Annotated in this window: 17 protein-coding genes, 2 tRNA genes and 1 pseudogene; 13 read left to right on the top strand and 7 right to left on the bottom strand. The window is 72.0% G+C overall.

What is annotated here, in order from left to right:
* Positions 1–127 precede the first annotated feature (127 nt).
* From ACZ4N5_RS14865 to ACZ4N5_RS14845, 5 genes are all read left to right on the top strand, one after another.
* The gene (locus ACZ4N5_RS14865; protein WP_467757488.1) at positions 128–1,723 is read left to right on the top strand and encodes a hypothetical protein; all 1,596 of its coding nucleotides are present in this window, start codon (positions 128–130) and stop codon (positions 1,721–1,723) included.
* Positions 1,724–1,940: 217 nt separating this feature from the next.
* Positions 1,941–3,275 (top strand): AAA domain-containing protein, encoded by a 1,335-nt coding sequence (locus ACZ4N5_RS14860; protein ID WP_467757487.1) that lies wholly within the window; start codon positions 1,941–1,943, stop codon positions 3,273–3,275.
* Between the two features lie 145 nt (positions 3,276–3,420).
* Positions 3,421–3,798, top strand: coding sequence for a hypothetical protein (locus ACZ4N5_RS14855; protein WP_467757486.1), 378 nt, complete (start codon positions 3,421–3,423; stop codon positions 3,796–3,798).
* 403 nt (positions 3,799–4,201) lie between these two features.
* A complete protein-coding gene (locus ACZ4N5_RS14850) occupies positions 4,202–4,933 on the top strand; it encodes a bifunctional DNA primase/polymerase (protein WP_467757485.1) in 732 nt (243 codons plus the stop codon).
* Positions 4,924–4,997 (top strand) — tRNA-Lys (locus ACZ4N5_RS14845). Before ACZ4N5_RS14850 ends, ACZ4N5_RS14845 begins: the two co-directional genes overlap by 10 nt.
* A 225-nt stretch (positions 4,998–5,222) precedes the next feature.
* On the opposite strand, the gene ACZ4N5_RS14840 is transcribed toward ACZ4N5_RS14845, so the two are convergent.
* Positions 5,223–6,818 (bottom strand): M6 family metalloprotease domain-containing protein, encoded by a 1,596-nt coding sequence (locus ACZ4N5_RS14840; protein ID WP_467757484.1) that lies wholly within the window; start codon positions 6,816–6,818, stop codon positions 5,223–5,225.
* A gap of 308 nt (positions 6,819–7,126) precedes the next feature.
* On the opposite strand from ACZ4N5_RS14840, the gene ACZ4N5_RS14835 reads away from it, so the two are divergent.
* Positions 7,127–9,055, top strand: coding sequence for a putative bifunctional diguanylate cyclase/phosphodiesterase (locus ACZ4N5_RS14835; protein WP_467757483.1), 1,929 nt, complete (start codon positions 7,127–7,129; stop codon positions 9,053–9,055).
* A 159-nt stretch (positions 9,056–9,214) separates the two neighbouring features.
* On the opposite strand, the gene ACZ4N5_RS14830 is transcribed toward ACZ4N5_RS14835, so the two are convergent.
* The 3 genes and pseudogenes from ACZ4N5_RS14830 to ACZ4N5_RS14820 form a co-directional block, all read right to left on the bottom strand.
* Positions 9,215–10,360 (bottom strand): LLM class flavin-dependent oxidoreductase, encoded by a 1,146-nt coding sequence (locus ACZ4N5_RS14830; RefSeq protein ID WP_467757482.1) that lies wholly within the window; start codon positions 10,358–10,360, stop codon positions 9,215–9,217.
* A gap of 264 nt (positions 10,361–10,624) precedes the next feature.
* Positions 10,625–11,356: a maleate cis-trans isomerase family protein gene (locus ACZ4N5_RS14825; protein ID WP_467757481.1), complete on the bottom strand. Its 732-nt coding sequence runs from the start codon at positions 11,354–11,356 to the stop codon at positions 10,625–10,627.
* A pseudogene (locus ACZ4N5_RS14820) lies at positions 11,353–11,469 on the bottom strand (maleate cis-trans isomerase family protein); the annotation flags it as partial. The gene ACZ4N5_RS14825 and the pseudogene ACZ4N5_RS14820, both read right to left, overlap by 4 nt.
* Before the next feature lie 368 nt (positions 11,470–11,837).
* Between ACZ4N5_RS14820 and ACZ4N5_RS14815 the strand changes: the two are divergent.
* Positions 11,838–12,809, top strand: a complete 972-nt coding sequence (locus ACZ4N5_RS14815; RefSeq protein WP_467757701.1) for a D-2-hydroxyacid dehydrogenase — start codon at positions 11,838–11,840, stop codon at positions 12,807–12,809.
* Positions 12,810–12,846: 37 nt separating this feature from the next.
* Here ACZ4N5_RS14815 and ACZ4N5_RS14810 read toward each other — a convergent pair whose 3' ends face one another.
* A complete protein-coding gene (locus tag ACZ4N5_RS14810; protein WP_467757480.1) occupies positions 12,847–13,005 on the bottom strand; it encodes a hypothetical protein in 159 nt (52 codons plus the stop codon).
* Positions 13,006–13,075: 70 nt separating this feature from the next.
* Between ACZ4N5_RS14810 and ehuB the strand changes: the two genes are divergently transcribed.
* The 6 genes from ehuB (at position 13,076) to ACZ4N5_RS14780 (ending at position 17,490) form a co-directional block, all read left to right on the top strand.
* Entirely contained in the window at positions 13,076–14,005 is a 930-nt protein-coding gene (gene ehuB / locus ACZ4N5_RS14805; RefSeq protein ID WP_467757479.1) for an ectoine/hydroxyectoine ABC transporter substrate-binding protein EhuB, read from the top strand.
* On the top strand, positions 14,002–14,751 hold the full coding sequence (ehuC, locus tag ACZ4N5_RS14800; RefSeq protein ID WP_467757478.1) for an ectoine/hydroxyectoine ABC transporter permease subunit EhuC: 750 nt from the start codon (positions 14,002–14,004) through the stop codon (positions 14,749–14,751). The genes ehuB and ehuC overlap by 4 nt, the downstream gene beginning before the upstream one ends.
* Positions 14,748–15,398, top strand: coding sequence for an ectoine/hydroxyectoine ABC transporter permease subunit EhuD (gene ehuD, locus ACZ4N5_RS14795; protein WP_467757477.1), 651 nt, complete (start codon positions 14,748–14,750; stop codon positions 15,396–15,398). The genes ehuC and ehuD overlap by 4 nt, the downstream gene beginning before the upstream one ends.
* A 46-nt stretch (positions 15,399–15,444) precedes the next feature.
* Complete coding sequence (gene ehuA, locus ACZ4N5_RS14790; protein ID WP_467757700.1) at positions 15,445–16,212, top strand: ectoine/hydroxyectoine ABC transporter ATP-binding protein EhuA; 768 nt, start codon at positions 15,445–15,447, stop codon at positions 16,210–16,212.
* Positions 16,213–16,464: 252 nt separating this feature from the next.
* Positions 16,465–17,223 (top strand): IclR family transcriptional regulator, encoded by a 759-nt coding sequence (locus tag ACZ4N5_RS14785; protein ID WP_467757476.1) that lies wholly within the window; start codon positions 16,465–16,467, stop codon positions 17,221–17,223.
* A 193-nt stretch (positions 17,224–17,416) separates the two neighbouring features.
* Positions 17,417–17,490: transfer RNA gene (locus ACZ4N5_RS14780), tRNA-Lys, on the top strand.
* Positions 17,491–17,648: 158 nt separating this feature from the next.
* Here the strand turns inward: ACZ4N5_RS14780 and ACZ4N5_RS14775 are convergent.
* Complete coding sequence (locus ACZ4N5_RS14775; RefSeq protein WP_467757475.1) at positions 17,649–18,950, bottom strand: M18 family aminopeptidase; 1,302 nt, start codon at positions 18,948–18,950, stop codon at positions 17,649–17,651.
* 960 nt (positions 18,951–19,910) lie between these two features.
* On the bottom strand, positions 19,911–21,800 hold the full coding sequence (locus ACZ4N5_RS14770; RefSeq protein WP_467757474.1) for an AMP-binding protein: 1,890 nt from the start codon (positions 21,798–21,800) through the stop codon (positions 19,911–19,913).
* Positions 21,801–21,850: the final 50 nt, after the last annotated feature.

The raw sequence follows: 21,850 nt of genomic DNA, 5'->3' as shown, positions 1-21,850 counted from the left end.
CCGGCGTTCCCGCACCCGGAACCCCGGTACCGGAAACCCACGCACCCGGAGCGCCGGTGCCAGGAACCTCCGCGTCGAAAGCCCCGGTGCCGGTGGCCGGTGTCTCGGACGGGCGGGGGGTCGGCTCATGTCGCTGATCGCCACCCTCGCGCGGCTGGAGGCCGTGGAGAGCGGCCGGGCTCAGCCCGCCGCCACCAAGCTCCACCGCCATCTCGTCGAACGACCCCTGGTGTTCGTGCCGCTCACCACCGCGGGCGAGGCGGGAGCACCCCTCGGCGCGCTCGTCGGCACGGACCGGGACGCGCCCCGGCTGCTGGTCGTGCCGCAGCCCCGCGACCGCGACCTGCGCTTCGCCTTCCTCGCCGAGCTGGCGGACGTCGTCCTGCCCTACATCGACTCGTACGCGGACGTGGTCGAGGCGGCCGAGCGCAGCGAGACCGATCCGGAGACCGGCAAGCGCGTCAAGGTCGAGGTGGAGCTGTGCGCGGACGCACCGCAGCTGATCGTGCCGGGCCGCGCGGGCATCGAGTTCGTCCGCCTCCTCGGGCGCTCCACCCGTTTTCGCCGCACCGCCGAGCAGGATCCCGAGACACCGCATCCGGCACCGCCCCGGGTGCCGTTGTTCGGGCGCTGGCTGACCCACTTCGGGGAGCGCGCCCGAGTGCCCGGCTCCGCCCTGCTCCTCGCCCTCACCGACGTGCTGGCCCGGCACTGGGCCACCGGCCAGAGCAGCCTGGAGGACCAGCATCTCGGCGCGCTCCTCGCCTGGCTCGATCCGCCGGAGGGCGAGCCGGGCGCCGAGGCCGCGGTGCGGGCCGAGCTCCAGCGGGACGCGCGGGGCCAGCTCGTCTGCCCGCCCGCCGGACCGGCCACCGACCCCGCCTTCGACAACCAGCTGCTGGCCCCCGCCATCGAGCGCTACGACCGCGCGCGCACCGCGCTGGCCGCCGCCGAGGACGGCATCGAGGCGGACGACCGGCTCGGTGAACTCACCGCCGCGGAGCGGGAGATCCGCGAACTCGTCGAGCGCGTCACCCGGCCCACCTGGGACGCGGTCTGGCGGGGACTCGACCTGCTGCGCACGCTGCCGGAAGGGGCGCACGCCGCCGACCGGTGGACCCGCGACCGCTGGTCGTTCACCGGACACCGCGACCGGGTCGCGGCGGGCGAGCCACCGCAGCCGCGCCGCGACGACGCGGTCACCGCCGCGAACAAGCTGGCCACCCGCGAGCGTGAACAGGCCCGCCTGGAAGCACAGGAGGCCCTCGACGACCCGCTGGTCATGGCCGGCCGGCGGCTCGCCGGAGAGGCGTTCGCCGGCGAGGTCACCGATGTCGTGATGGCGTACAGCAAGGGCAAGCGGCCGAGCCCCCGCCCCCTGGTGACCGTCCGCACGGACGACCGTCCGCACCTGGCGGAACGGGCCAAGGTGTACCGCTCGCTCGGCGGGAAGCCGCAGGCCGCGGAGTTCGTGGAGTACGACGACGAGGGCGCCGCCGTGGTGCTGCGGATCGTCGACAAGATGGGGCGCGGCAAGGAACCCGAGGCCGGGTCCCTGCCGGAGAAGGGGGACCTCGTCTGCTTCACCCTCTTCGAGCACGAGCAACGCGGCGGCGCCAAGCTGCCCGACCCGGAGGAGACACCGTGGACGCACGGAGGGCCGCCGGGTGAGCCCGACGCCCTGCCGCTGCCGGACCCGGTGACCGAGGAGGACGTCCTTTGAATCCTCCCCCAGCTGAAGCAGGGGGATTCCTGGCTCACGCTGCCTGCGGGTCAGCGACCCAACAGGTCTTCTGCGATCAACACCAGCCGGGTTGAAACCAGCCCGGTTTGATACAGCAAAGCTTGGAGGTGCATGTGCTGCCTTGGCTCTCGATCAGCACGGTGTGCGCGCTTGGTTCTCGCACCGCACGGCATGCAGTTTACCTCGGAGGAACCCTGTGACCGCCGTCTTCGACCCGGGCGCCGAGGCCGCCCACGCCACCGACGCGATCCTGCGCGACACCCTGCACGGCACCGACCGCGGTGTCGTGGTGGACTCCCCGCCGGGCGCCGGCAAGTCGACCCTCGTCGTCCGGGCCGCGCTCGAACTGGCTTCCGCGGGACGCCCGTTGATGGTCATCGCGCAGACCAACGCCCAGGTCGACGACCTGGTGCTGCGGCTCGCCGAGAAGGCCCCGGAGCTGCCCGTGGGACGGCTGCACAGCAGCGACTCCGACCCGTACGACAAGGCGCTCGACGGTCTCGATCACGTGCGCAAGTCGACGAAGGCGGCCGACCTCGCGGGCCTGGACGTCGTCATCTCCACCGCCGCGAAGTGGGCCCACGTCAAGGGCGTCGAGCCCTGGCGGCACGCGATCGTCGACGAGGCGTACCAGATGCGCTCGGACGCGCTGCTCGCCGTGGCCGGGCTCTTCGAGCGGGCGCTGTTCGTGGGCGACCCCGGGCAGTTGGACCCGTTCGCGATCGTCGGTTCTGAGCAGTGGGCGGGACTGTCCTACGACCCGTCCGCGTCCGCGGTGACCACCCTGCTCGCGCACAATCCGCACCTGCCGCAGCACCGGCTGCCGGTTTCCTGGCGGCTGCCCGCGTCGGCCGCGCCACTGGTCTCGCACGCCTTCTATCCGTACACGCCGTTCCGCAGCGGCACCGGTCACGGCGACCGGCGGCTGAACTTCGGTGTCCCGTCGGACGGTTCGGGAACCGACCGGGTCATCGACGAGGCGGCCGAGTCCGGTTGGGGTCTGCTGGAGCTGCCCGCCCGGCACACGCCGCGGACGGACCCGGAGGCGGTGCGCGCGGTGGCCGAGGTCGTACGGCGGCTGCTCGACCGGGGCGGCGCGGCCACGTCGGAGCGGGCGGAGGATCCGGTGCCGCTGACGGCCGACCGGATCGCCGTCGGCACGGCGCACCGGGACCAGGCCGCGGCCGTGCGGGCGGCGCTGGCCGGCCTCGGGGTCACGGATGTCACCGTCGACACGGCGAACCGGCTCCAGGGACGGGAGTTCGACGTCACGGTCGTCCTGCATCCGCTGTCGGGGCGGCCCGACGCCACGGCGTTCCACCTGGAGACCGGACGGTTGTGCGTGCTCGCCTCACGGCACCGGCACGCGTGCATCGTGATCTGCCGGGAAGGAATCACGGAACTGCTGGACGACCACCCGTCGACCGAGCCCGTACAGCTGGGAGTGACCGTGAAGTTTCCGGATGGTTGGGAGGCCAATCATTCGGTGTTGTCCCATCTGGCGGAGCATCGGGTGGCGTGGCGGCCCTGAGCCCCGTTCCGGGCGCACCCGGCCCGGTAACGTGCCTGCCCTGCGGGGCGCGCTCGCCCCTTCGGGCCCACTTGCGCGGGCGCGAGACAATGGACGGTGGCCCTTTACCGAGAGGGGCCCCTGAACCGTACGAGGAGGAGAAGACATGGCGGAGCCCACGCCGCGTCGGAACGAACCGCGGCTACGCCCCGCGCCCCTGCTCTTCGAGCCCGCGGAAGCCGCCGGGGATCCGGAGCACTTCTTCGACCTGGAGTCGATCGACGATCCCCGCGCACTGCTGGACCGGTCCACGGAGCTGGCGCAGGCGTTTCGCGCCGCCGCCGACCGGGCCGTCGAGTTCCAGGCCATCGCCGCCGCGCAGCTCGCCGATCCGCGCCGCTTCGACCGGCTGACCGCCGCCTCGATCGCCGAGCGGGCCGAGTGGACCGAGGACTACGCGAAGAAGATGGTCGAGTTCGGCGAGGGCCTGCTGCGGGGCACGGAGGGCAACGGACACGGTCACGGGGTGACCGACCCGCTCTGACCCGCCCGGACCCATGCTGCCCGCCCGGACCCCTGCCGCGCTCTGCCCCGCACGCCCGGGACGGGGACCGTGGGCCGGACCGGGACCGGGGGCCTGACGAGGGCCGGGGCCGGACCAGGAGCGGGGGTCGGTTCTGCGACCGGGAGACGGACCGGGACCGGGGGTCGGTTCTGCGGCCGGCAGACGGACCGGGCCCAGGGGCCGGTTCTGCGACCGGCAAACGAACCGGCGAGCGAACCGATACAAGGACCCCGAGAGAACGTGGCAGAGGGAGAGTTCCGCCACGGACCTGGGCCCCATTGGCATATGCCAGCCGGGCAAGATACTGCACCTCACCCGCTCCTGTCCCGATTTCCGGCAACCCTCCGGGACCGAGCACTCACCACCGGTAGATGTATCCGGCATGAGCAGCACACGGAACCCGCCGAGCAGCACCCCCCACAGCCCCGGAGTGCCGTCTCCCGAGCGGCTGGACGTCTCGGGTGTCACGTCCGAGGGAGCCGCCTGGCTCGCCTCGGCGGGAACGTATCCCCGGAGCATGCTCGCCCTCTGGCGCGAACGGCCGAACGCGCCGGTCGTCCTGCCCTGCGGCAGCGCCTTCGACGTCGTCAGCGCGCCGGCGCTGTTCGGACGGCGGATGCTCGACCGGCTCTGGGACGACGGACCGGGCTCGGGCCCGGTGGCGGCGCACCGCGGGCGGATGCTGCTGTTCGCCGCGCCCGGCACCGCCCAGCGGCTCCCCTCGCTGATGGAGTGGGAGGAGTGGGGCTCGGGCGCCGCCGCGGGGCGTGCGGCCGCCACGGAGCACGGCGGGCAAGCAGGGCGTGAGGCCGTGGGACACGGTGGGCATGTGGGGCGGTGCCGGGAGGTGCCGCCGCTCCTCTGCCACGGTACGGGGGACGCGGTCACCGTGCCCGCGCTGAGCGTCGGCGACGGCGGACCGGAGGCCGTCCGGCCCGATTCCCGCTGGCTGGTCGCTCCCGACACGCGGCAGCCCTGGCTTCCCGGCCCCGAAATCCTGCTGTGGGCGGCCGTACGGGCGGCCCGGGTGGCGGCGTCCGCGGCAGTACGGATATCGATTTTTCCTCGCGCCGATCAGGATGCTAAGGTCTACGACGTCAGCAGGCGCCGCTAGCTCAGTTGGTTAGAGCAGCTGACTCTTAATCAGCGGGTCCGGGGTTCGAGTCCCTGGCGGCGCACGCCAACGAGAGCGGGATGATTCGCGGAAACGCGAGCATCCCGCTCTCGTCGTTTCCGGACACCACGGAGCCCCGGCCGCCCGTCGCCCGGCCGCCCGTCGCCGGCCGCCCGTCGCCGGCCGCGCGTCACCCGGCACCCGCCATCTTTCGCCTGCCCTCCGACGCCTGCCCTCCGTTGCCTTCACCTGCCACGCGTGTCGCTGCGGCCGGTGTCACGAAGGCGGCTCAGCCTGTCGTGATCTTCACTGTCCAGGCCCCCGAAGCCGTCCGGTCCTCCACCTGGACCCGGACCTTCGCGCCCGGCACCTTGAAGCTCTCGCCGAGGCTCACCGGCGCGTCCGCGAGCGGCGGGTACACCGAGTCCTCCCAGCAGGACTCGGTGTGGGGGTGGGCGTCGAGCACCTGGACGGGACCGCTGCCCGACTCGGTCTCGCTGCGGACCCGGTAGACGAGGACGCCCTGCTCGCACGTCGAGCCGTCGTTGCCCGTCGAACCGCGCGCCTCGAAGGCGACCGCGCTGTCGGGGCCCGTCGGGACCACCGCCAACTTGGTGCCCCGGCCGACGCCGAAGGTCTGCGAGCCGGGGGGAGCCGCCACGCCCAGCGCGTCCGAGGTCGCGCCCGGCCCGCCCGAACTGCGCGAGGACGTCCGCGCCCCGCTGGAGGGCACCCGCGGACCGAAGGAGGCCGCCCGCGGCCCGGGAGAGGAGGCATCCGACTCGCGCGAGGACACCCGTGGCCCCTGCAGGGGCGCACCCGTTCCGCTCGGCGCGGCCGAACGGGTCGCCAGCACCCCGGAGCCGGCCGCCCCCGCGGCGCTCGCGCCGGCCGAACCGACCGCGGAGTTGACGGGTCCGGCTTCCAGCGGCTCCAGCGTCAGACGGGTGATGCCGGAGCCCAGCACGCACGCCACCTGGTGCGGTTCCAGCCACCCCAGCCGCCATTTGTGCCAGCCGAAGAGGTCCGGGGCGAGACCGAACTGGCTGCCCATGAGGTCCCAGTCACCCACATAGGTGTCCCAGTCGCCCTTGCCGTCGGAGGGGCGGTGGTAGAGGTCGGGCAGGTCGAAGACATGGCCGGTCTCGTGCGCGAGGACGAGGCGGTCCGGCGGATGCTTCTCGAAGACCGTGACGACGCGCCGGATGTCCTTTCCGTCCGCGCGCAGGGGTGTGTCCAGGTTGACGACCTTGGTGGCGTCCGAGTCGACGCCGGGCGCGTCCGGATCCGCGATGAAGTAGATGACGTCGTAGCGCGAGAAGTCGACCTGCGGGTCGGCCACGGAGAGGGCGTCGCGCAGATAGGCGGCGCGGTCGGCGGCGTTCCAGTCGCGCTGTATGGCGTATGACGTGGAGGAATGCGGCATCTGGATCCAGGTGCGCTGCGGATGCGGGCGTACCGTGAACTTGCCGTACGAGGCACGCTCGAAGAAGCGGCTGGTGGCGGGGAAGTAGTCGCCGGTCAGTTCGGCGGGCGTGGTGCGTGGGGTGGAGTCCGGGAAGGACAGGAAGACCATCACGGCGTCGAGGGGACGGGTGGGGCGCGCATAGGAGGAGTTCCAGGTGTCGACACCCTCCGAGTGGTGCGCCGCGGTCCGCGTCAGGGCACAGGGGGACGCGAGAGGTTCGGCGAGCGCATGAGCCGGCACCAAGGAGGTCGCGGCGAGCGCGGTCATCGAGGTGAACACGGCCGCGGTGCTGCGCCAACGCGGTGCCCCGTCACGGGCGAGGCCGCGCGGAGCCTCGCGAGTGAGAACCCTGAGGGGGAGCGGACGCGGCACGTCGACCTCCGGATGCGGATTTCGGGACACCGCACCCAGCCTCATCCAATTTGTAATACTTCGCCCTGTTTGTCTGCACCGGAAGAGTGAGAGGGCATACCGACCGACACCCCCGGACCTTCACGGAACGTCACATGCGGTCGACTGGGGAGAGAACCCATCCAGATACAGGCAGAAACGATCTGTCAGAACGGGTGGTTGTTCCTGGACACTGGACAGTGGCTGCACCGTTCGAGGTCAGCCTCTATGATCGGCACACTTTCCTGCACGGACACGGCTTGTGCGGCGGTCCATCACCGGCCGACCGCCCCGAGAGACCCATACGAAGAACGAGTGCACTGCGGGAGCGAGCGGTGAGCGGAACGTCCGAAGGGCCGGCGCCCGCGGGAGACCTCGTCCGGCCGACCGTCACAGAACGTCACGTCGACACGTCTTCTCGTACGTCCGCCGGGACCTCTCCCGGCCCACCCGTCCCCTCCGTGTCTCCCGTACCGCCGGGGTCGTCGTCCGGGGCGCCCGCGCCCATGGCGATTCCCGACGGAACGTCACCCCGTACCTTCCGAGCGGCCTTCGCCACCGCTCCTCTCGCGATGGCCGTCGTCGACCGCGAGGGTCTCGTCGTCACCGCCAACGAGTCGCTGGGCGTGCTGCTCGGTGCCGGGGCGCGGACGTTCGTCGGGCGGGTCGCCGCCGACCTGGTGGACCTGGCTTCCGACGCCCGCACCTGGCACGCGTACCGCGAGGTGCTGGGCGGCAGCCAGGCCCGGCTGCGCTGCACCCGCCGGCTCAAGCACCCGGACGGCCATGTGATCTGGGCGCAGGTCACGGTCGCGCCGCTGCCCCCGCAGGAGCGGGCGGTCCTGATCTCGGTCACCGACATCGGCGCGAGGCGTGAACTCCAGGCACGGCTGCGCCACTTGCAGATGCACGACGCGGTGACCCGGCTGCCCAACCGCACGCTGTTCTTCGAGCGCCTGTCGGCGGCTCTGGAGGCGGAGGCGTACGACGAGGGCGGCACCGGCCGGATCGGGCTCTGCTATCTGGACCTGGACGGGTTCAAGGCGGTCAACGACACTCTCGGCCACCGGGTCGGGGACCGCCTGCTCGCGGCCGTCGCGGAGCGCCTGACGCGCTGCGCGGAGGAGGCCGGCCTCACCAGGGCGGCCACTCCCCTGGTGGCGCGGCTGGGAGGGGACGAGTTCGCGCTGCTCGTCGAGGACTCCACGGGCACCGACCAGTTGGCGGACCTCGCCGAGTCCGTACTGAAGGCACTCCAGGCGCCGTTCGATCTGTCGGGGCAGCGGCTGTCGCTGTCGGCGTCCATCGGGGTGGTCGAGCGGCGTGCCACCGGCACGACCGCGACCGGTCTGATGCAGGCCGCGGACACCACGCTGTACTGGGCGAAGGCGGACGGCAAGGGCCGTTGGACGCTCTTCGACCCGGAGCGCAACGCGCACCGCATGACGCGCCAGGCCCTGTCGTCCACCCTTCGCGCGGCCGTCGAGCGGGGTGAATTCGCCCTGGAGTACCAGCCGTTGGTGGGCATGGAGGACGGCGGTGTGCACGGGGTCGAGGCGCTCGTCCGCTGGAACCACCCGCGGTTCGGGACGCTCACGCCGAACCGGTTCATCGGACTGGCCGAGGAGAACGGCTCCATCGTCCAGCTCGGCCGATGGGTGCTGGCCACCGCCTGCCGCCAGGCCCGCCGTTGGCAGCTGGACCGGCCGGACGCCCCGCCGATCTTCGTCAGCGTCAACGTCGCCGTGCGTCAGGTCTGGGACTCGGACCTGGTGGCGGACGTGGCGGAGATCCTGGCGGAGACGGGACTGGCCCCGCATCTCCTCCAGTTGGAGCTGACGGAGTCGGCGGTGATGGGCTCGGCGGGCCGGCCGCTCCAGGCGCTGCAGGCCCTCAGCGACATGGGGGTCCGCATCGCCATCGACGACTTCGGCACCGGCTACTCGAACCTCGCCTACCTGAGCAGGCTCCCGGTGTCCGTGCTGAAGCTGGACGGCTCCTTCGTCCGCGGCTTCCAGTACGAGAACGCCGACGGCTCGTCCGCCCACCCCAACCCCGCCGACGAGGTCATCGTCGAGGCGCTCATCCAACTCGCCCACCGGCTCGGCCTGACCGTCACCGCCGAGTGCGTGGAGACCGCCTCACAGGCGTCCCGGCTGCGCGGGATCGGCTGCGACACCGGCCAGGGCTGGCTGTACTCCCGGCCGGTGGCGCCGGAGCGCATCTCCGCGCTTCTGATGTCGGCGGCCTGCCCTCGGACCTGAGCGCCTCGGTTCTCCGACCTGAGCGTCCGGGTCCTCCAGACCTGCGCGTTCTGTTCCTCAGACCTGCGCGTCCCGAGGCTCAGGCGCGGAGGGTTCTGCAGACCTGCGTGTCCCGGGCCTCAGGCACGGAGGGTTCTTCAGACCTTCGCGTCCCGGGCCTCAGGCACGAGGGCTCTGCTCCTTCGGCAACCCGTAGGCGTCCGCGATCAGTTCGTACGAGCGCAGCCGTACGTCGCCGCTGTGCGCGTTGCCCGTGATCATCAACTCGTCGGCGCCGGTGCGCTTCTGGAGGTCGTCGAGGCCGGCGCGGACCTCGTCGGCGGTGCCGTGGATGACGTTGGCGTTCCAGGAACCGACGAACTCCCGCTCCATGGCGCTGAATTCGTAGGCCTCCGCCTCCTCCGGGGTCGGCACGAGACCGGGGCGCCCGGTGCGCAGGCGGACCATGCTCAGGGCCGCGGCCAGCACCTGGCGGCGCGCCTCCTTCTCCTCGTCGGCGGCGAGGGCGGAGACACCGATGAGGGCGTACGGGGCGTCGAGGACCGCGCTCGGCCGGAAGGACTCGCGGTAGAGGTCGAGCGCCGGGATCGTGTTCTGCGCCGAGAAGTGATGAGCGAAGGCGAACGGGAGGCCGAGGGCTCCGGCGAGACGGGCACTGAAGCCGGAGGAGCCGAGCAGCCAGATCGGGGGCCGGTGCGGGGACTGGACGCCGCCGGGCGAGGTCGACTGGACGGGCCCGGGAACGGCGTGGATACGGGCGTAGGGGTGGCCGTCGGGGAAGTCGTCGTCCAGGAAGCGGGTGAGCTCCGCGAGCTGCTCGGGGAAGTCGTCGGCGCCCTCGTTGAGGCGCTGGGTGCGGCGCAGCGCGGCGGCCGTCGCGCCGTCCGTGCCCGGGGCCCGGCCGAGGCCCAGGTCGATGCGGCCCGGAGCCATCGCCTCAAGGGTGCCGAACTGCTCCGCGATGACCAGGGGGGCGTGATTGGGGAGCATCACTCCGCCGGAGCCCAGCCGGACGCGGTCCGTGTGGGCGGCCAGGTGGGCCAGGATCACCGCGGGCGAGGAGCTGGCCACGCCGGGCATCGAGTGGTGTTCGGCCACCCAGTAGCGGTGGAAGCCGCGGGATTCCGCCAGGCGGGCGATCTTGACGCTGGTGCGGAGGGCGTCGGTCGCGGTGCGGCCCGCGCCCACGGTGACCAGGTCCAGTACGGACAGGGGCACGGGGGCGGTGCCCTGTGCCGTGCCTCGGATCTCGCCCGTCTCGGCCGTCTCGTCCACCGGGGTGCCTCCTGTTGCGTACGCGTCCATGTCCTGGGGTTACGAACAGGAGGGTGGCTCCGGTTATTCCCCGGGAGGCTTCCCCGGTGAAGGGCAGGGGCTCCCCTGGCGGGCGGCTTTCCCCCGGCGGGCGGGGGCTGGGGACGAGGTGATTCGCCCCCTCCGCCCCTGCCCCTCCCCCAAGGTCTCGACTTCACTCGACCAGGGAGACCCCATCGTCACCGGGGCTCCGCCCCCGGACCCCGCTCCGCAAACGCCGGAGGGCTGGATTTTCCGGCCGGAGGGGCTGACTTCTCACGCCTGGACGATCGGCTCCCTCGTGAACAGGGTGCCGAGTTCGGGAGCGTTCACCCGGCGGCCGGCCAGGCGCAGGGCTTCCCAGACCGTGACCTGGCTCGCGGTGAGGACCGGTTTGGCCAGGGCCTTCTCCAGGGCCAGGAGGTGGGAGGCGGTGTGCAGGGCCGTGTCGGGGAGGAGGATCGCGTCGGCGTCCGGGTGGTCCGCCTCGCGGGCGAGCGCGAGAACCTGTTCGAAGTCCCAGCCGGCGACCTCGGCGGTGGTGACGACACCGGAGCCGCGCACCGCCACCACCTCCGTGCCCGCCTCCTTCAGGAACGCGGCGAAGAGCGCGGCCACGTCTTCGGGGTAGGCCGCCCCGATCGCGACCCGCTGGGCCCCGATCTCCCGCGCCGCGTGCGCGAAGGCGAAGGACGTCGAGGACGCGGGCAGGCCGGCCGCCCTGGCGAGGCCCCGGACCTGCTCATGGGCGCCCTGCGGTCCGTGCCCGAAGCTGCCGCTGCTGCCCGCCCAGACCACGGCCTCCGCGCCGGACAGGCGCAGCTCCTCGACGCCCGCCGCGAGACGCTGCGCCGAGCCCATTTCGAGGAGCGCGTCCACGCCGTGGGCGTCCTCCCCCATGTCCGTATGGACGACGGTCAGGCGGATGTCGCTGCCGAGCAACTGCTCCATGCGCGGGTAGTCGTCCTCGGCCGAGTGGCCGGGGTAGAGGAATCCGAGTGCGGTCATGCCCAACCTTCCTGTTCTTCTGGCAGTACGGGTCCCCGGCGGACGGCCTGGTCAATCAGCCGCTGAAAGGGACCTACCGCCCGGGTACCCAGGTGACGCGGGCACGCCCACATTTACCCGTACCCGTATGGGCGCCCTGCCCCGCAGTTCCGTGTGAACCGCGGGATCACGCCGCATGGGACGGTGTGCCGCCCGGCAGTCCTGCGTCGGCTCCACGGACCTACCCGCATTCACCCGAAGGGGTCAGCCCGCGGTGACGGAGACTCCACCCACGGAACCTCGGAGAGGGAAACAGGCGGGCAACGGACCGTATGCGAGCCCGTGTTGACGAAGGTAGGTTCGGGTGCGAGCGGGGTCGATCCGCGCATCTCAGACGGCTCGGCACCCGTTCGCCCGCACGTCTCCCCGGTCATTTCGCCCCAGGATCTCCCCAGAGAAGCGGACTCGCATTGCGAAACGGTTTCGCCCGGTGAACGCCCGTATGTCCCCCGGCACGCCCCGCCCGTCGGCCCCGGCCACCCTCCTCGTCCTGGACGCCGACCCGCTCCCCCGGCTCGGCCGGCTCACCGGTCGCGTGCGGATCGAGCACGCCGACGAGTCGACGCTCGCGGAGCGGCTGCCGCACGCGGACGCGCTGCTCGTGTGGGACTTCACCTCGGACGCCGTGCGCCGTGCCTGGCCGGGCGAGGGGCCGCGGCCGCGCTGGGTGCACACCGCCAGCGCGGGCGTGGACCATCTGATGTGTCCCGAGCTCGCCGCCTCCGACACGGTGGTGACCAACGCGCGTGGCATCTTCGACCGGCCGATCGCCGAGTACGTCGCCGCCCTGGTCCTCGCCATGGCGAAGGACCTCCCGCGGACCTGGGACCTTCAGCGGCGCCACGAATGGCGGCACCGCGAGTCGCAGCGGGTGGCCGGGACCCGCGCCTGCGTGGTGGGATCCGGGCCGATCGGGCGGGCGATCGTCCGCACTCTCAAGGCGCTCGACGTCACCACGGCGCTGGTGGGGCGCGTCCCGCGCACCGGGATCCACGGTCCGTCGGAGCTGGACCGGCTGATGGCGCGCGCCGACTGGGTGGTGTCCGCGGCGCCGCTCACCGCGGAGACGCACGGCATGTTCGACGCGCGGCGCTTCGGGATGATGCAGCCCTCGGCCCGCTTCATCAACGTCGGGCGCGGGCAGCTCGTCGTCGAGGAGGCGCTCGCCGAGGCGCTGTCGAAGCGGTGGATCGCGGGTGCGGCCCTCGATGTCTTCCAGCACGAACCGCTGGGCCGTGACAGCCCGTTGTGGGAGGTCCCGGGGCTGATCGTGTCGCCGCACATGAGCGGGGACACGGTCGGCTGGCGGGACGAACTGGGCGAGCAGTTCGTGGAGTTGTACGAGCGCTGGGCGGCGGGCAAGCCGTTGTCGAACGTGGTCGACAAGAAGCGCGGGTACGTGCCCGGACACTGAACTGTCCTGAGGGACCGGTCGTCGCGGACCTCGGCCATCACGTCGAGGCCGTCGACCAGCCGGCCCGGACGACGCCCGGGACCCGGCCCACGCAGCCGCTGAGGAGCAGGAACAAGAACAAGAGCAGGAGCAGGAGCAGGAGCAGGAGCAGGAGCAGGCAGAGAGTTCCACGACGGCCATCACCCCCGGCGGTCACGTGCGCACCGGACCGTGCGGGGCCGGAACCGGTCCGAATACATCGCATGGTCCCGGGTAGCCGCGCGGCCATGGCTCCACCACTTGGAACAGCACGTGGGAACGCACGTGGAAATGACAGACACCCGTCCGGGACGACCCGCCGGTCGCTGCTCGCGGGGGTCGCGGCGCTCGGTGCGATCGGCGCCGCCGGCTGCAGCCGCGTGGCCACGGCGGCCGGGACGGACGGCGGTGATCTCCTCGACCGGCTCAAGGCGCAGGGCGTCGTACGCCTCGGCATCGCGGGCGAGATCCCCTTCGGCTACATCGACCGGGACGGCCGACTGACCGGCGAGGCACCGGAACTGGCGAAAGCAGTCTTCAAACGGCTGGGCGTCGAGCGCGTCCAGCCGGTGCCGACCGAGTTCGGCTCGCTCATACCCGGGCTCAACTCCCAGCAGTTCGACGTCGTGTCCGCCGGGATGTACATCAACGCGGAGCGCTGCCAACAGGTCATCTTCGCCGACCCCGACTACCAGATGCTCGACGCGTTCATCGTGCGCAAGGGCAATCCGAAGGGGCTGCACGACTACAAGGACGTCGTGGCGAAGCAGGCCAGGTTCGCGACGGGGACCGGCTACGCGGAGATCCAGTACGCGATCGAGGCCGGGTACAGGGAGAGCGACATCCTGATCGTGCCCGACCAGGTGGCCGGGCTGAACGCGGTCGAGGCGGGGCGTGCCGATGTCTTCGCGGGGACCGCGCTGACCACCCGTGAGGTGGCGAGGAAGTCCAGCAAGGCGGAGAGCACGAAGCCCTTCACGCCCCTGGTCAAGGGCAAGCCGCACGTCGACGGCGGCGGCTTCGCGTTCCGTTCGCCGGAGACGAGGCTGCGGGACGCCTTCAACGTCGAGCTGCGGAAGATGAAGGAGAGCGGCGAACTCTTCCGCATCCTGCGGCCGTTCGGCTTCACCAGGGCCGAGATGACCGACATGACCGCGAAGGAGCTGTGCCGCGGATGACATCGGGACTGTGGAAACTCGTACTCGAAGGGATCTGGGTCACCGTCCAACTGCTGTTCTTCAGCGCTCTGTTGGCCGGTGCCATGTCCTTCCTTGCCGGAATCGCGCGCACCTCGCGGCGGTGGATCGTCCGCTTCCTCGCCGGCTTCTACACCGAGGTGTTCCGCGGCACCTCCGCGCTGATCATGATCTTCTGGGTGTACTTCGTGCTGCCGCTCGCCTTCGGCTGGCAGCTCGTCCCGCTGTGGGCGGGCACGCTGGCGCTGGGGCTGACGTACGGGGCGTACGGCTCCGAGATCGTGCGCGGCGCGCTGAACGCGGTCGACCCGGCGCAGCGCGAGGGCGGGATCGCGCTCAGCTTCACACCCTGGCAGCGGATGCGGCTGATCCTGCTGCCGCAGGCGGTGCCGGAGATGATCCCGCCCTTCTGCAACCTGCTGGTCGAGCTGCTCAAGGGCACGGCGCTGGTCTCGGTGATGGGCATGGGTGATCTGACGTTCAGCGCCAACCTGGTGCGGCTCGCGCTCCAGCAGAGCGCGGAGGTCTACACGTACGTCCTGCTCATCTACTTCGTCATCGCCTTCCTGCTCACCCGGCTGATGCGCGGCCTGGAGAGGCGGCTCAAGGCCGGGATCGGCAGGGAACCGCAGCGCGGCACGGCGGCGCGTGAGCCGAAGCGGGCCGGGACGACGGGCGTGGGCGCCGGTGCCGGAGCCGAAGCCGCCGCGAGTGGAGGTGCCTCATGACGTGGGACTGGAACGCCGTCGGCGACTTCATGCCGCACTTCTGGGACGGCCTGCTGGTCACCCTGAAGGCGCTGGCCCTCGGGTCGGTGATCTCGTTCACCCTGGGACTGGTGTGGGCGCTGCTCATGCGGGCACCGACGCGCTGGGTGCGCTGGCCGGTCGGGGTGGCCACCGAGTTCGTACGCAACACCCCGCTGCTGGTGCAGCTGTTCTTCCTCTTCTACGTGCTGCCCGAGTGGAACATCACGTTCTCCGCGCTGACCACCGGTGTGATCGCGATCGGGCTGCACTACTCGACGTACACGATGCAGGTCTACCGGGCCGGTATCGAGGGCGTGCCCGCCGGCCAGTGGGAGGCGGCCACGGCGCTCGGCCTGCCCGTGCGGCGCACCTGGACGGCGGTGATCCTGCCGCAGGCGGTCCGCCGCGTGGTGCCGGCGCTCGGCAACTACGTCATCGCGATGCTCAAGGACACCCCGATGCTGATGACGATCACCGTGCTGGAGATGCTCGGCGAGGCGCGGCTGTACTCGCAGCAGCACTTCCAGTTCACGGAGCCGCTCACGGTCATCGGTGTGGCCTTCATCCTCATTTCCTACCCGGCTTCCCTGCTGCTGCGAGCCCTGGAGCGACGCCTTGTCCGCTGACACGAACACCGCCACGAACACCGGCACGAACGCCGAGACCAACCCCCTGAAGGACCTTGCCAATCCGCCGGTGGACGGCAGCGAACTGATCCGCTTCGACAAGGTCACCAAGCGCTTCGGGGACAACACCGTCCTCGACGGGCTCGACTTCCGCGTCGACTCCGGCAAGCACGTCACGCTGATCGGCCCGTCCGGTTCCGGCAAGACGACGATCCTGCGTCTGCTGATGACGCTGACCCGGCCCGACGAGGGCACGATCACGGTCGCCGGGGACCGGCTCTTCCCCGCCGACGAGAAGCGGGTCCGCGAGGTCCGCAAGAAGATCGGGATGGTCTTCCAGCAGTTCAACCTGTTCCCGAACATGAGCGTGCTGAGGAATGTCACCGAGGCGCCCGTCACCGTCCTCGGCCTCTCCCGGGACGAGGCCGAGGAACGGGCCCGCGAACTGCTCGACCTGGTCGGCCTCGCGGACAAGTGCGACGAGCGGCCGGGCCGGCTGTCCGGCGGCCAGCAGCAGCGCGTGGCCATCGCCCGCGCGCTGGCGATGCGGCCGCAGATACTGCTGCTGGACGAGGTGACGTCCGCGCTCGACCCCGAACTGGTCGCGGGGGTCCTCGACGTCCTGCGTGACATCGCTCACACCACGGACATCACCATGCTCTGCGTGACCCACGAGATGAATTTCGCCCGGGACATCTCGGACCAGGTCCTGATGTTCGATTCCGGCCATGTCATCGAATCCGGCCCCCCGGAGAAGATCTTCAGCGACCCGGAGCACGAACGGACCAGGGAATTCCTCGGCGCGGTCCTCTGAAGTCCGGGAGCGAACGAGGGGCGGAGGGGGGCACGTACGGGAAGGCGCGAGGTCCGGTCATTGGGGCATGCCCCAGGTGCCATGCCTTTGGCATATGCCAGAGTGGTGCGTTCCTGCTGAGAGGCATGGAGCGCACCACCAATCTCGTCAACAGACGCCCACAGATGGCTGCTTGACGGTTATCGTGGAGTGAGCCCAGCTGTCCGGACCGACGTCATTTTTGAGCCGGGCCATGAAGCGCAGGGGGAAACCGTGGCGCTGATGAACGAGCCGACCGCGCCGTACCACTCGGCCCAGGACGCGCTGCGCGTCCTGGAGGCGGTGTCGCAACACACCACCGGCGTCACCGAGGCCGAACTCACCCGCCAGGCCGGCTTCGGCGCCGACCGGCTGACCGCACTGCTGCGCATGCTGCGCCGGGAGGGTTACGTCGAACAGGTCACGGACGGCGCGTACGTCACCGGCGCCGCCCTCAGCCGCCTCGGTGCCACGCAGGGCCGCGACCAGGCCCTGCGCGACAAACTCCAGCAGACGATCGACCGGCTCCGCGACTCGGTCGGCGCCGCGATCTACATCAGCCGCTACATCGACGGCGAGGTGCACGTCACCCAGTACGCGGAGAGCCCGTCGACCCCCGCGGTCAACGAATGGGTCGACTTCCGCTCCTCCGCGCACGCCAGCGCCGTCGGCAAGAGCCTGCTCGGCCAGCTCGACCACAACGGCCGCCGCGACCACCTCGCCCGCCACAAGATGGCCCGCCTCACCTCGCGGACCATCACCAGCGAGCGGCTTCTGCTGTCCCGCCTCGACTCCCAGCCGGCCACCGTGCCCGTGCTCGACCTCCAGGAGTACGCGATCGGCACGGTCTGCGCGGCCGTACCGATCACGGCCGGCTCCTCCGTCGGCTGTCTCGCCCTCTCCCTCCCCGTCGAGCACGCCCACCGGCTCCGCCGCGCCGCGGACACGCTGAACCGCGGAGCGACCCCGGTACTGCTCTCCCTCGCGATCTGACAGCCGCCGCACCGGACCCGCACAGGGCGCATACCGGGCCCACACAGGGCCGGCGGGCCGATCCGCCCGTCGGCCGGGGCCGGGGGGCGGCCGCACGGTCGGGCGGGTGGCCGTGCGGGTGGTCGGAAGCACCCCCGCGGACCAGGTAGTATTTCTTTTGTCGCCGCCCGCGGAAGCGGGAGGCGAGAGTCATGCGCCGCTAGCTCAGTTGGTTAGAGCAGCTGACTCTTAATCAGCGGGTCCGGGGTTCGAGTCCCTGGCGGCGCACCTTGGTGAAGGCCCTCCACTCCGTGGGGGGCCTTCACGCATGTTCCGGTGCCCCTCGCGCGAGCCCTGGACACGGGAGGAGCCTCGCGCGACCCTGGACGCCGGGACCAGCGCGACGCCGGAACCCGCGCGCGACCCCTGGACGCCGGGAGCCCGGCCTACTCCGACGTGACGAACTCCGTCAGCACCCGCGCCAGCAGCCCCGGATCCCGTGCCCCGCACAGCTCGCGCGCCGAGTGCATCGACAGCCCGGCCACGCCCACGTCGACCGTCGCCACGCCGAGGCGGGCCGCGGTGATCGGGCCGATCGACGTCCCGCACGGCATGGCGTTGTGGGAGACGAACGGCTGCCACGGCACCTCGGCCCGTTCGCACGCGGCGGCGAAGGCCGCGACACCGGTGCCGTCGGTGGCGTACCGCTGATTGACGTTGACCTTGATCACGGGGCCGCCGTTGGGCAGCGGACGGTGGTCCGGGTCGTGGCGCTCCGCGTAGTTGGGGTGGACGGCGTGGGACATGTCGGAGGAGACGCACAGGGCGCCGGCGAGGGCACGGTTGAAGTCCTCGGCCCCGCCGCCCCTGGCGGTCACGGCCCGGCCCAGCACCCGTTCCAGGAAGGGGCCCTGGGCGCCGGACTCCGATCCGCTGCCGACCTCCTCGTGGTCGAAGGCGGCGAGCACGGGGATGTACGCGGGCGGCCGGGCGGCACCGGCCGCGGCGACCAGGGCGGTGACGCCGGCGTGCACCGAGATCTGGTTGTCGAGGCGCGACGAGACGATGAACTCCTCGTCCGCGCCCAGGTACCCGGGCGGCTGGATGTCGTGCAGCATCAGGTCCCAGCCGAGGATCTCGGTGGCGTCGGCGCCCGCCTCGTCCGCGATCCGGCCGAGCAGGGCTCCGGGCCGGGGGCCGCCGAGCCCCCACAGCGGGGCCATGTGCCGCTGCCGGTCCAGGGCGAGCCCCTCGTTGACGGTGCGGTCGAGGTGAATGGCGAGCTGCGGCACCCGCAGCAGCGGCTTGTCGACGCAGACCAGCCGGGTCGAATTGTCGCGCAGGGCCAGCCGTCCCGAGACGCCGAGATCGCGGTCGAGCCACGTGTTGAGCGGCACACCGCCGTAGACCTCCACGGCGATCTGCCGCCACCCCGCCGAGCCGGTGTCCGGCGTGGGCTTGACCCGCAGGTTCGGTGAGTCGGTGTGGGCGCCGACGATCCGGAACGGGGTGTGGGTGGGGGCGCCCGGCGGGACGTACCAGGCGAGCAGCGCTCCCCCGCGGACGACGTAGCGGCCTCCCTCGGCTCCGGCCGTCCAGTCGTCCCGCTCCCGCAACTCCGCGAAACCCGCCTTCTCCAGGCGCTGCGCCGCGCTCGCCACCACGTGGTACGGCGAGGGGCTGGCTCTGACGAAGCTGAACAGGTCGTCGTTGTGTCCGCGGTCGAGCGTGTCATGCGTGGGGGACATGAGTGCCTTTCGGGTGTTGTCGAGGGTTGGGGTGGGGGGCGTCGGGACCGTCCGGCCGGGCGCACGGTTCGGCCGGGTCGACGGTCCGCCCGGGAGGCGGCCTGGACCGCAGGGGCATGACAAGTCCCCAGCTGGGCCCTGACCCTGGCGTCACCGGCGTCACCGGCGCGGACGTGAGCCGGGGCGACACCGCCCCGCGGCTTCCGTGTCCGCGACCCGGATCAGGCAACGCAACGCCCTTCTTCCCTCGGCTCGGGCCCCTGGCGCGCAGGCCTCTCGGCGCATGTGCCCGGATATCCTCCCCGCGGAAAGCGGCCGGGATGCCTCACCCGACCGTCGTTCGAAAGACGCCGGGCGCGCGTCACCCACCGACGCGGGCAGTCCGGTACGACCGGCGGTACGTGTGCTGCGCGAAGACAACTCCGGCCGAGACCCGGCGCTGCGGGTCCTGCACGGAGGCAACTCCGGTCGGCAGCCGGTGATGCGGATCCCGCGTCAGGCGCAGCTCCGGCCATCCCCCGCCGGTGGGCACCCTCGAAGGAGGCAACTCCGGCCACCACCCGCCAGTGGGCACCCTCGAAGGAGGCAACTCCGGCCGCCGGCCGGGCAAGAGCGGCGCGGCGACCCGCGGCGCGGAGCCGAACAGCGCGACGACCCCCGGCGCCGAACCGACAGCACGGCGATCCGGGCACGAAGCCGAGCAACCCGGCACCCGAGCGCGGAGCACGAGCGGCGCGGCCCCGGGCAGGGAGCCGAGCAGCACGGCGACCAGAGCACGGAGCAAGAGCGACGCGGCACTCCGGGCGCGGAGCGCGAACGGTCGCAGGGGGGCGAGCGGTCGGCGGGGGGGCGAGCGGGCGGGGGTACGCGGAGCGGCAAGGGCGCGGAGCGGGAACGGCGCGGAGCGGGAGGACACCGTCGGGTGGGCGCGGGAGTGTTGTCCGGGGTCCGTCCGGACAGCTACCGGGTCAGCAACTCCTCCCGGCCGTACGCCCGGTACTGGGTCACCAGCCCGTCCAGGTCAGCCGGCGTCAGGGGCCGGTACGCCGGTTCGCCCGGGGGCCGCCACCACACCGGGTCCGGGCAGCGGAATCCCTCACGCCTCAGGCCCACCCGGTGGATCTTGTTGGTGGCGGTGACGGGCATCCGCTCCACGATCCGCAGGAACCGGGGTGCCATCTTCGTGCCCAGATCCGGCTGGGCGAGCAGGAACTCCGCGAAGGACAGCGGGTCGAAGCGGGCCCCCTCCTTCAGGGCCAGCGTCGCCATCACCTGGTCGCCCGCCACCGGATCCGGTACCGCGTACACCGCGACTGCGGCGGCGTCCGCGTACCGGGCGAGGATGTTCTCGATCATCGCGGCGGCGAGGTTCTCGCTGTCGACGCGGAGCCGGTCGTCGGTGCGTCCGGCGAAGTAGAGGAAGCCGTCGGCGTCGCGGTAGAAGAGATCCCCGGTCCAGTACCAGCCCTCCCCCGCCTCAGCTTCTCCCGCCCGCCCCTTCCCCGCCTCGGCTTTCCCCGCCTCCCCTTCTCGCGCCCGACCTGCCCCCGTCCGCTCCTTACCCGTCCGCTCCTTCCCCGCAGGACCGCTCCCCGCCGTACCGTTCCCCTGCATACCGTTCCTCGTCTCGACTTTCACCAGCTCGCCTTCGCCCATCTCACCGTCCCCCGCCCGGCCCTCCCCGGGCCGAGGGGACGCGCCGCGGCGCCGGGCGGCCTCGGCGTCGGGATTGCGCCAGTACCCCTCGAAGGGACTGGCGCCCCGGTTCACCAACTCCCCTATCGCGTCCGCGCCGTTGAGCAGGCGCCCGTCCTCGGCGAAGACGGCGGCCGGGCACTCGCGCCGGGTCCTCTGGTCGATCACCGCGAGGTCGTCGGCGGGCGCCGCCCGTCCGATCGCCCCGGCCGGGGTGCCGGGCGTGCGCTGGATGGCGGCGCCGCCCTCCGAGGAGCCGTACCCCTCGATCAGCCGCGCCCCGAACCGCTTCTCGAAGGCGGCCGCGTCGACCGCGCCGGCCTCCGTGCCGAATCCCCTGCGCAGCGGGTTGTCACGGTCGTCGGGACGGGCGGGCGTGGCCAGCAGATACTGCACGGCACGGCCGACGTAGGTGAAGTACGTGGCCCCGCAGGCCCGAACGTCGGGGAGGAACCCGGACGCCGAGAAGCGGCGCCGAAGCGCGATCCCCGCGCCGGCCACCAGCGCGGGGGCCCAGTCGGCGATCAACGCGTTGCCGTGGAACATCGGCATGCAGATGTAGTGGGTGTCGTCCGCGCGCACGCCGAAGTGATCGACGAGCGAGCGTCCGGCGGCGGCGATCCTGCCCTGGGTGCAGATCGCGGCCTTGGGCGCGCCGGTCGAACCGGACGTGAAGAGCAGCAGGAAGCGGCTGTCCGCGCTCGCCCCGCCGGCGTCCGGCTTCGCGCCCTCGTAGGCCTCGAGGAGCTCGGCGTAGGCGTCCGTGTCGGTCACCAGGACGCGTACGCCCGGGAGTTCGAGTCCGTCGAGGAGGGGCAGGTGGGCCCGCTCGGTGATCAGGACACGGCACTCGGTGTGCAGGATGTCGCGGGCCAGTTCGGGGCCGCGCCGGGTCGGGTTGATCCCGGCGACGGCGGCACCGGCGAGGGCGGCCGCGCTCAACCACAGGGGATATTCGGGGGTGTTGTCGAGCAGCACCCCCACATGCGGCTCGGCGCCGGGCGGCAGCAGCTCGGCGAGCAGCGCCGCCCGCGCCGCCGCGCCCGCCGCCACCTGGTGGTGGCTGACGACCCGGCCCTCGAACCAGAGCCCCGGCCGGTGGTCGCCCCACCGCTCCCGCACGAGCTCCCCGACGGTACGCCTACTGGACCCCATGAAGGCGTACGGTAATTGACGGTCCGTCAGATAGGGAGGGCTGTGCACAC

Source organism: Streptomyces sp. NPDC026500 (assembly GCF_055567635.1).
Note: the sequence above shows the minus strand (reverse complement) of the source record. Positions and strands in the feature narration are given on the sequence as shown.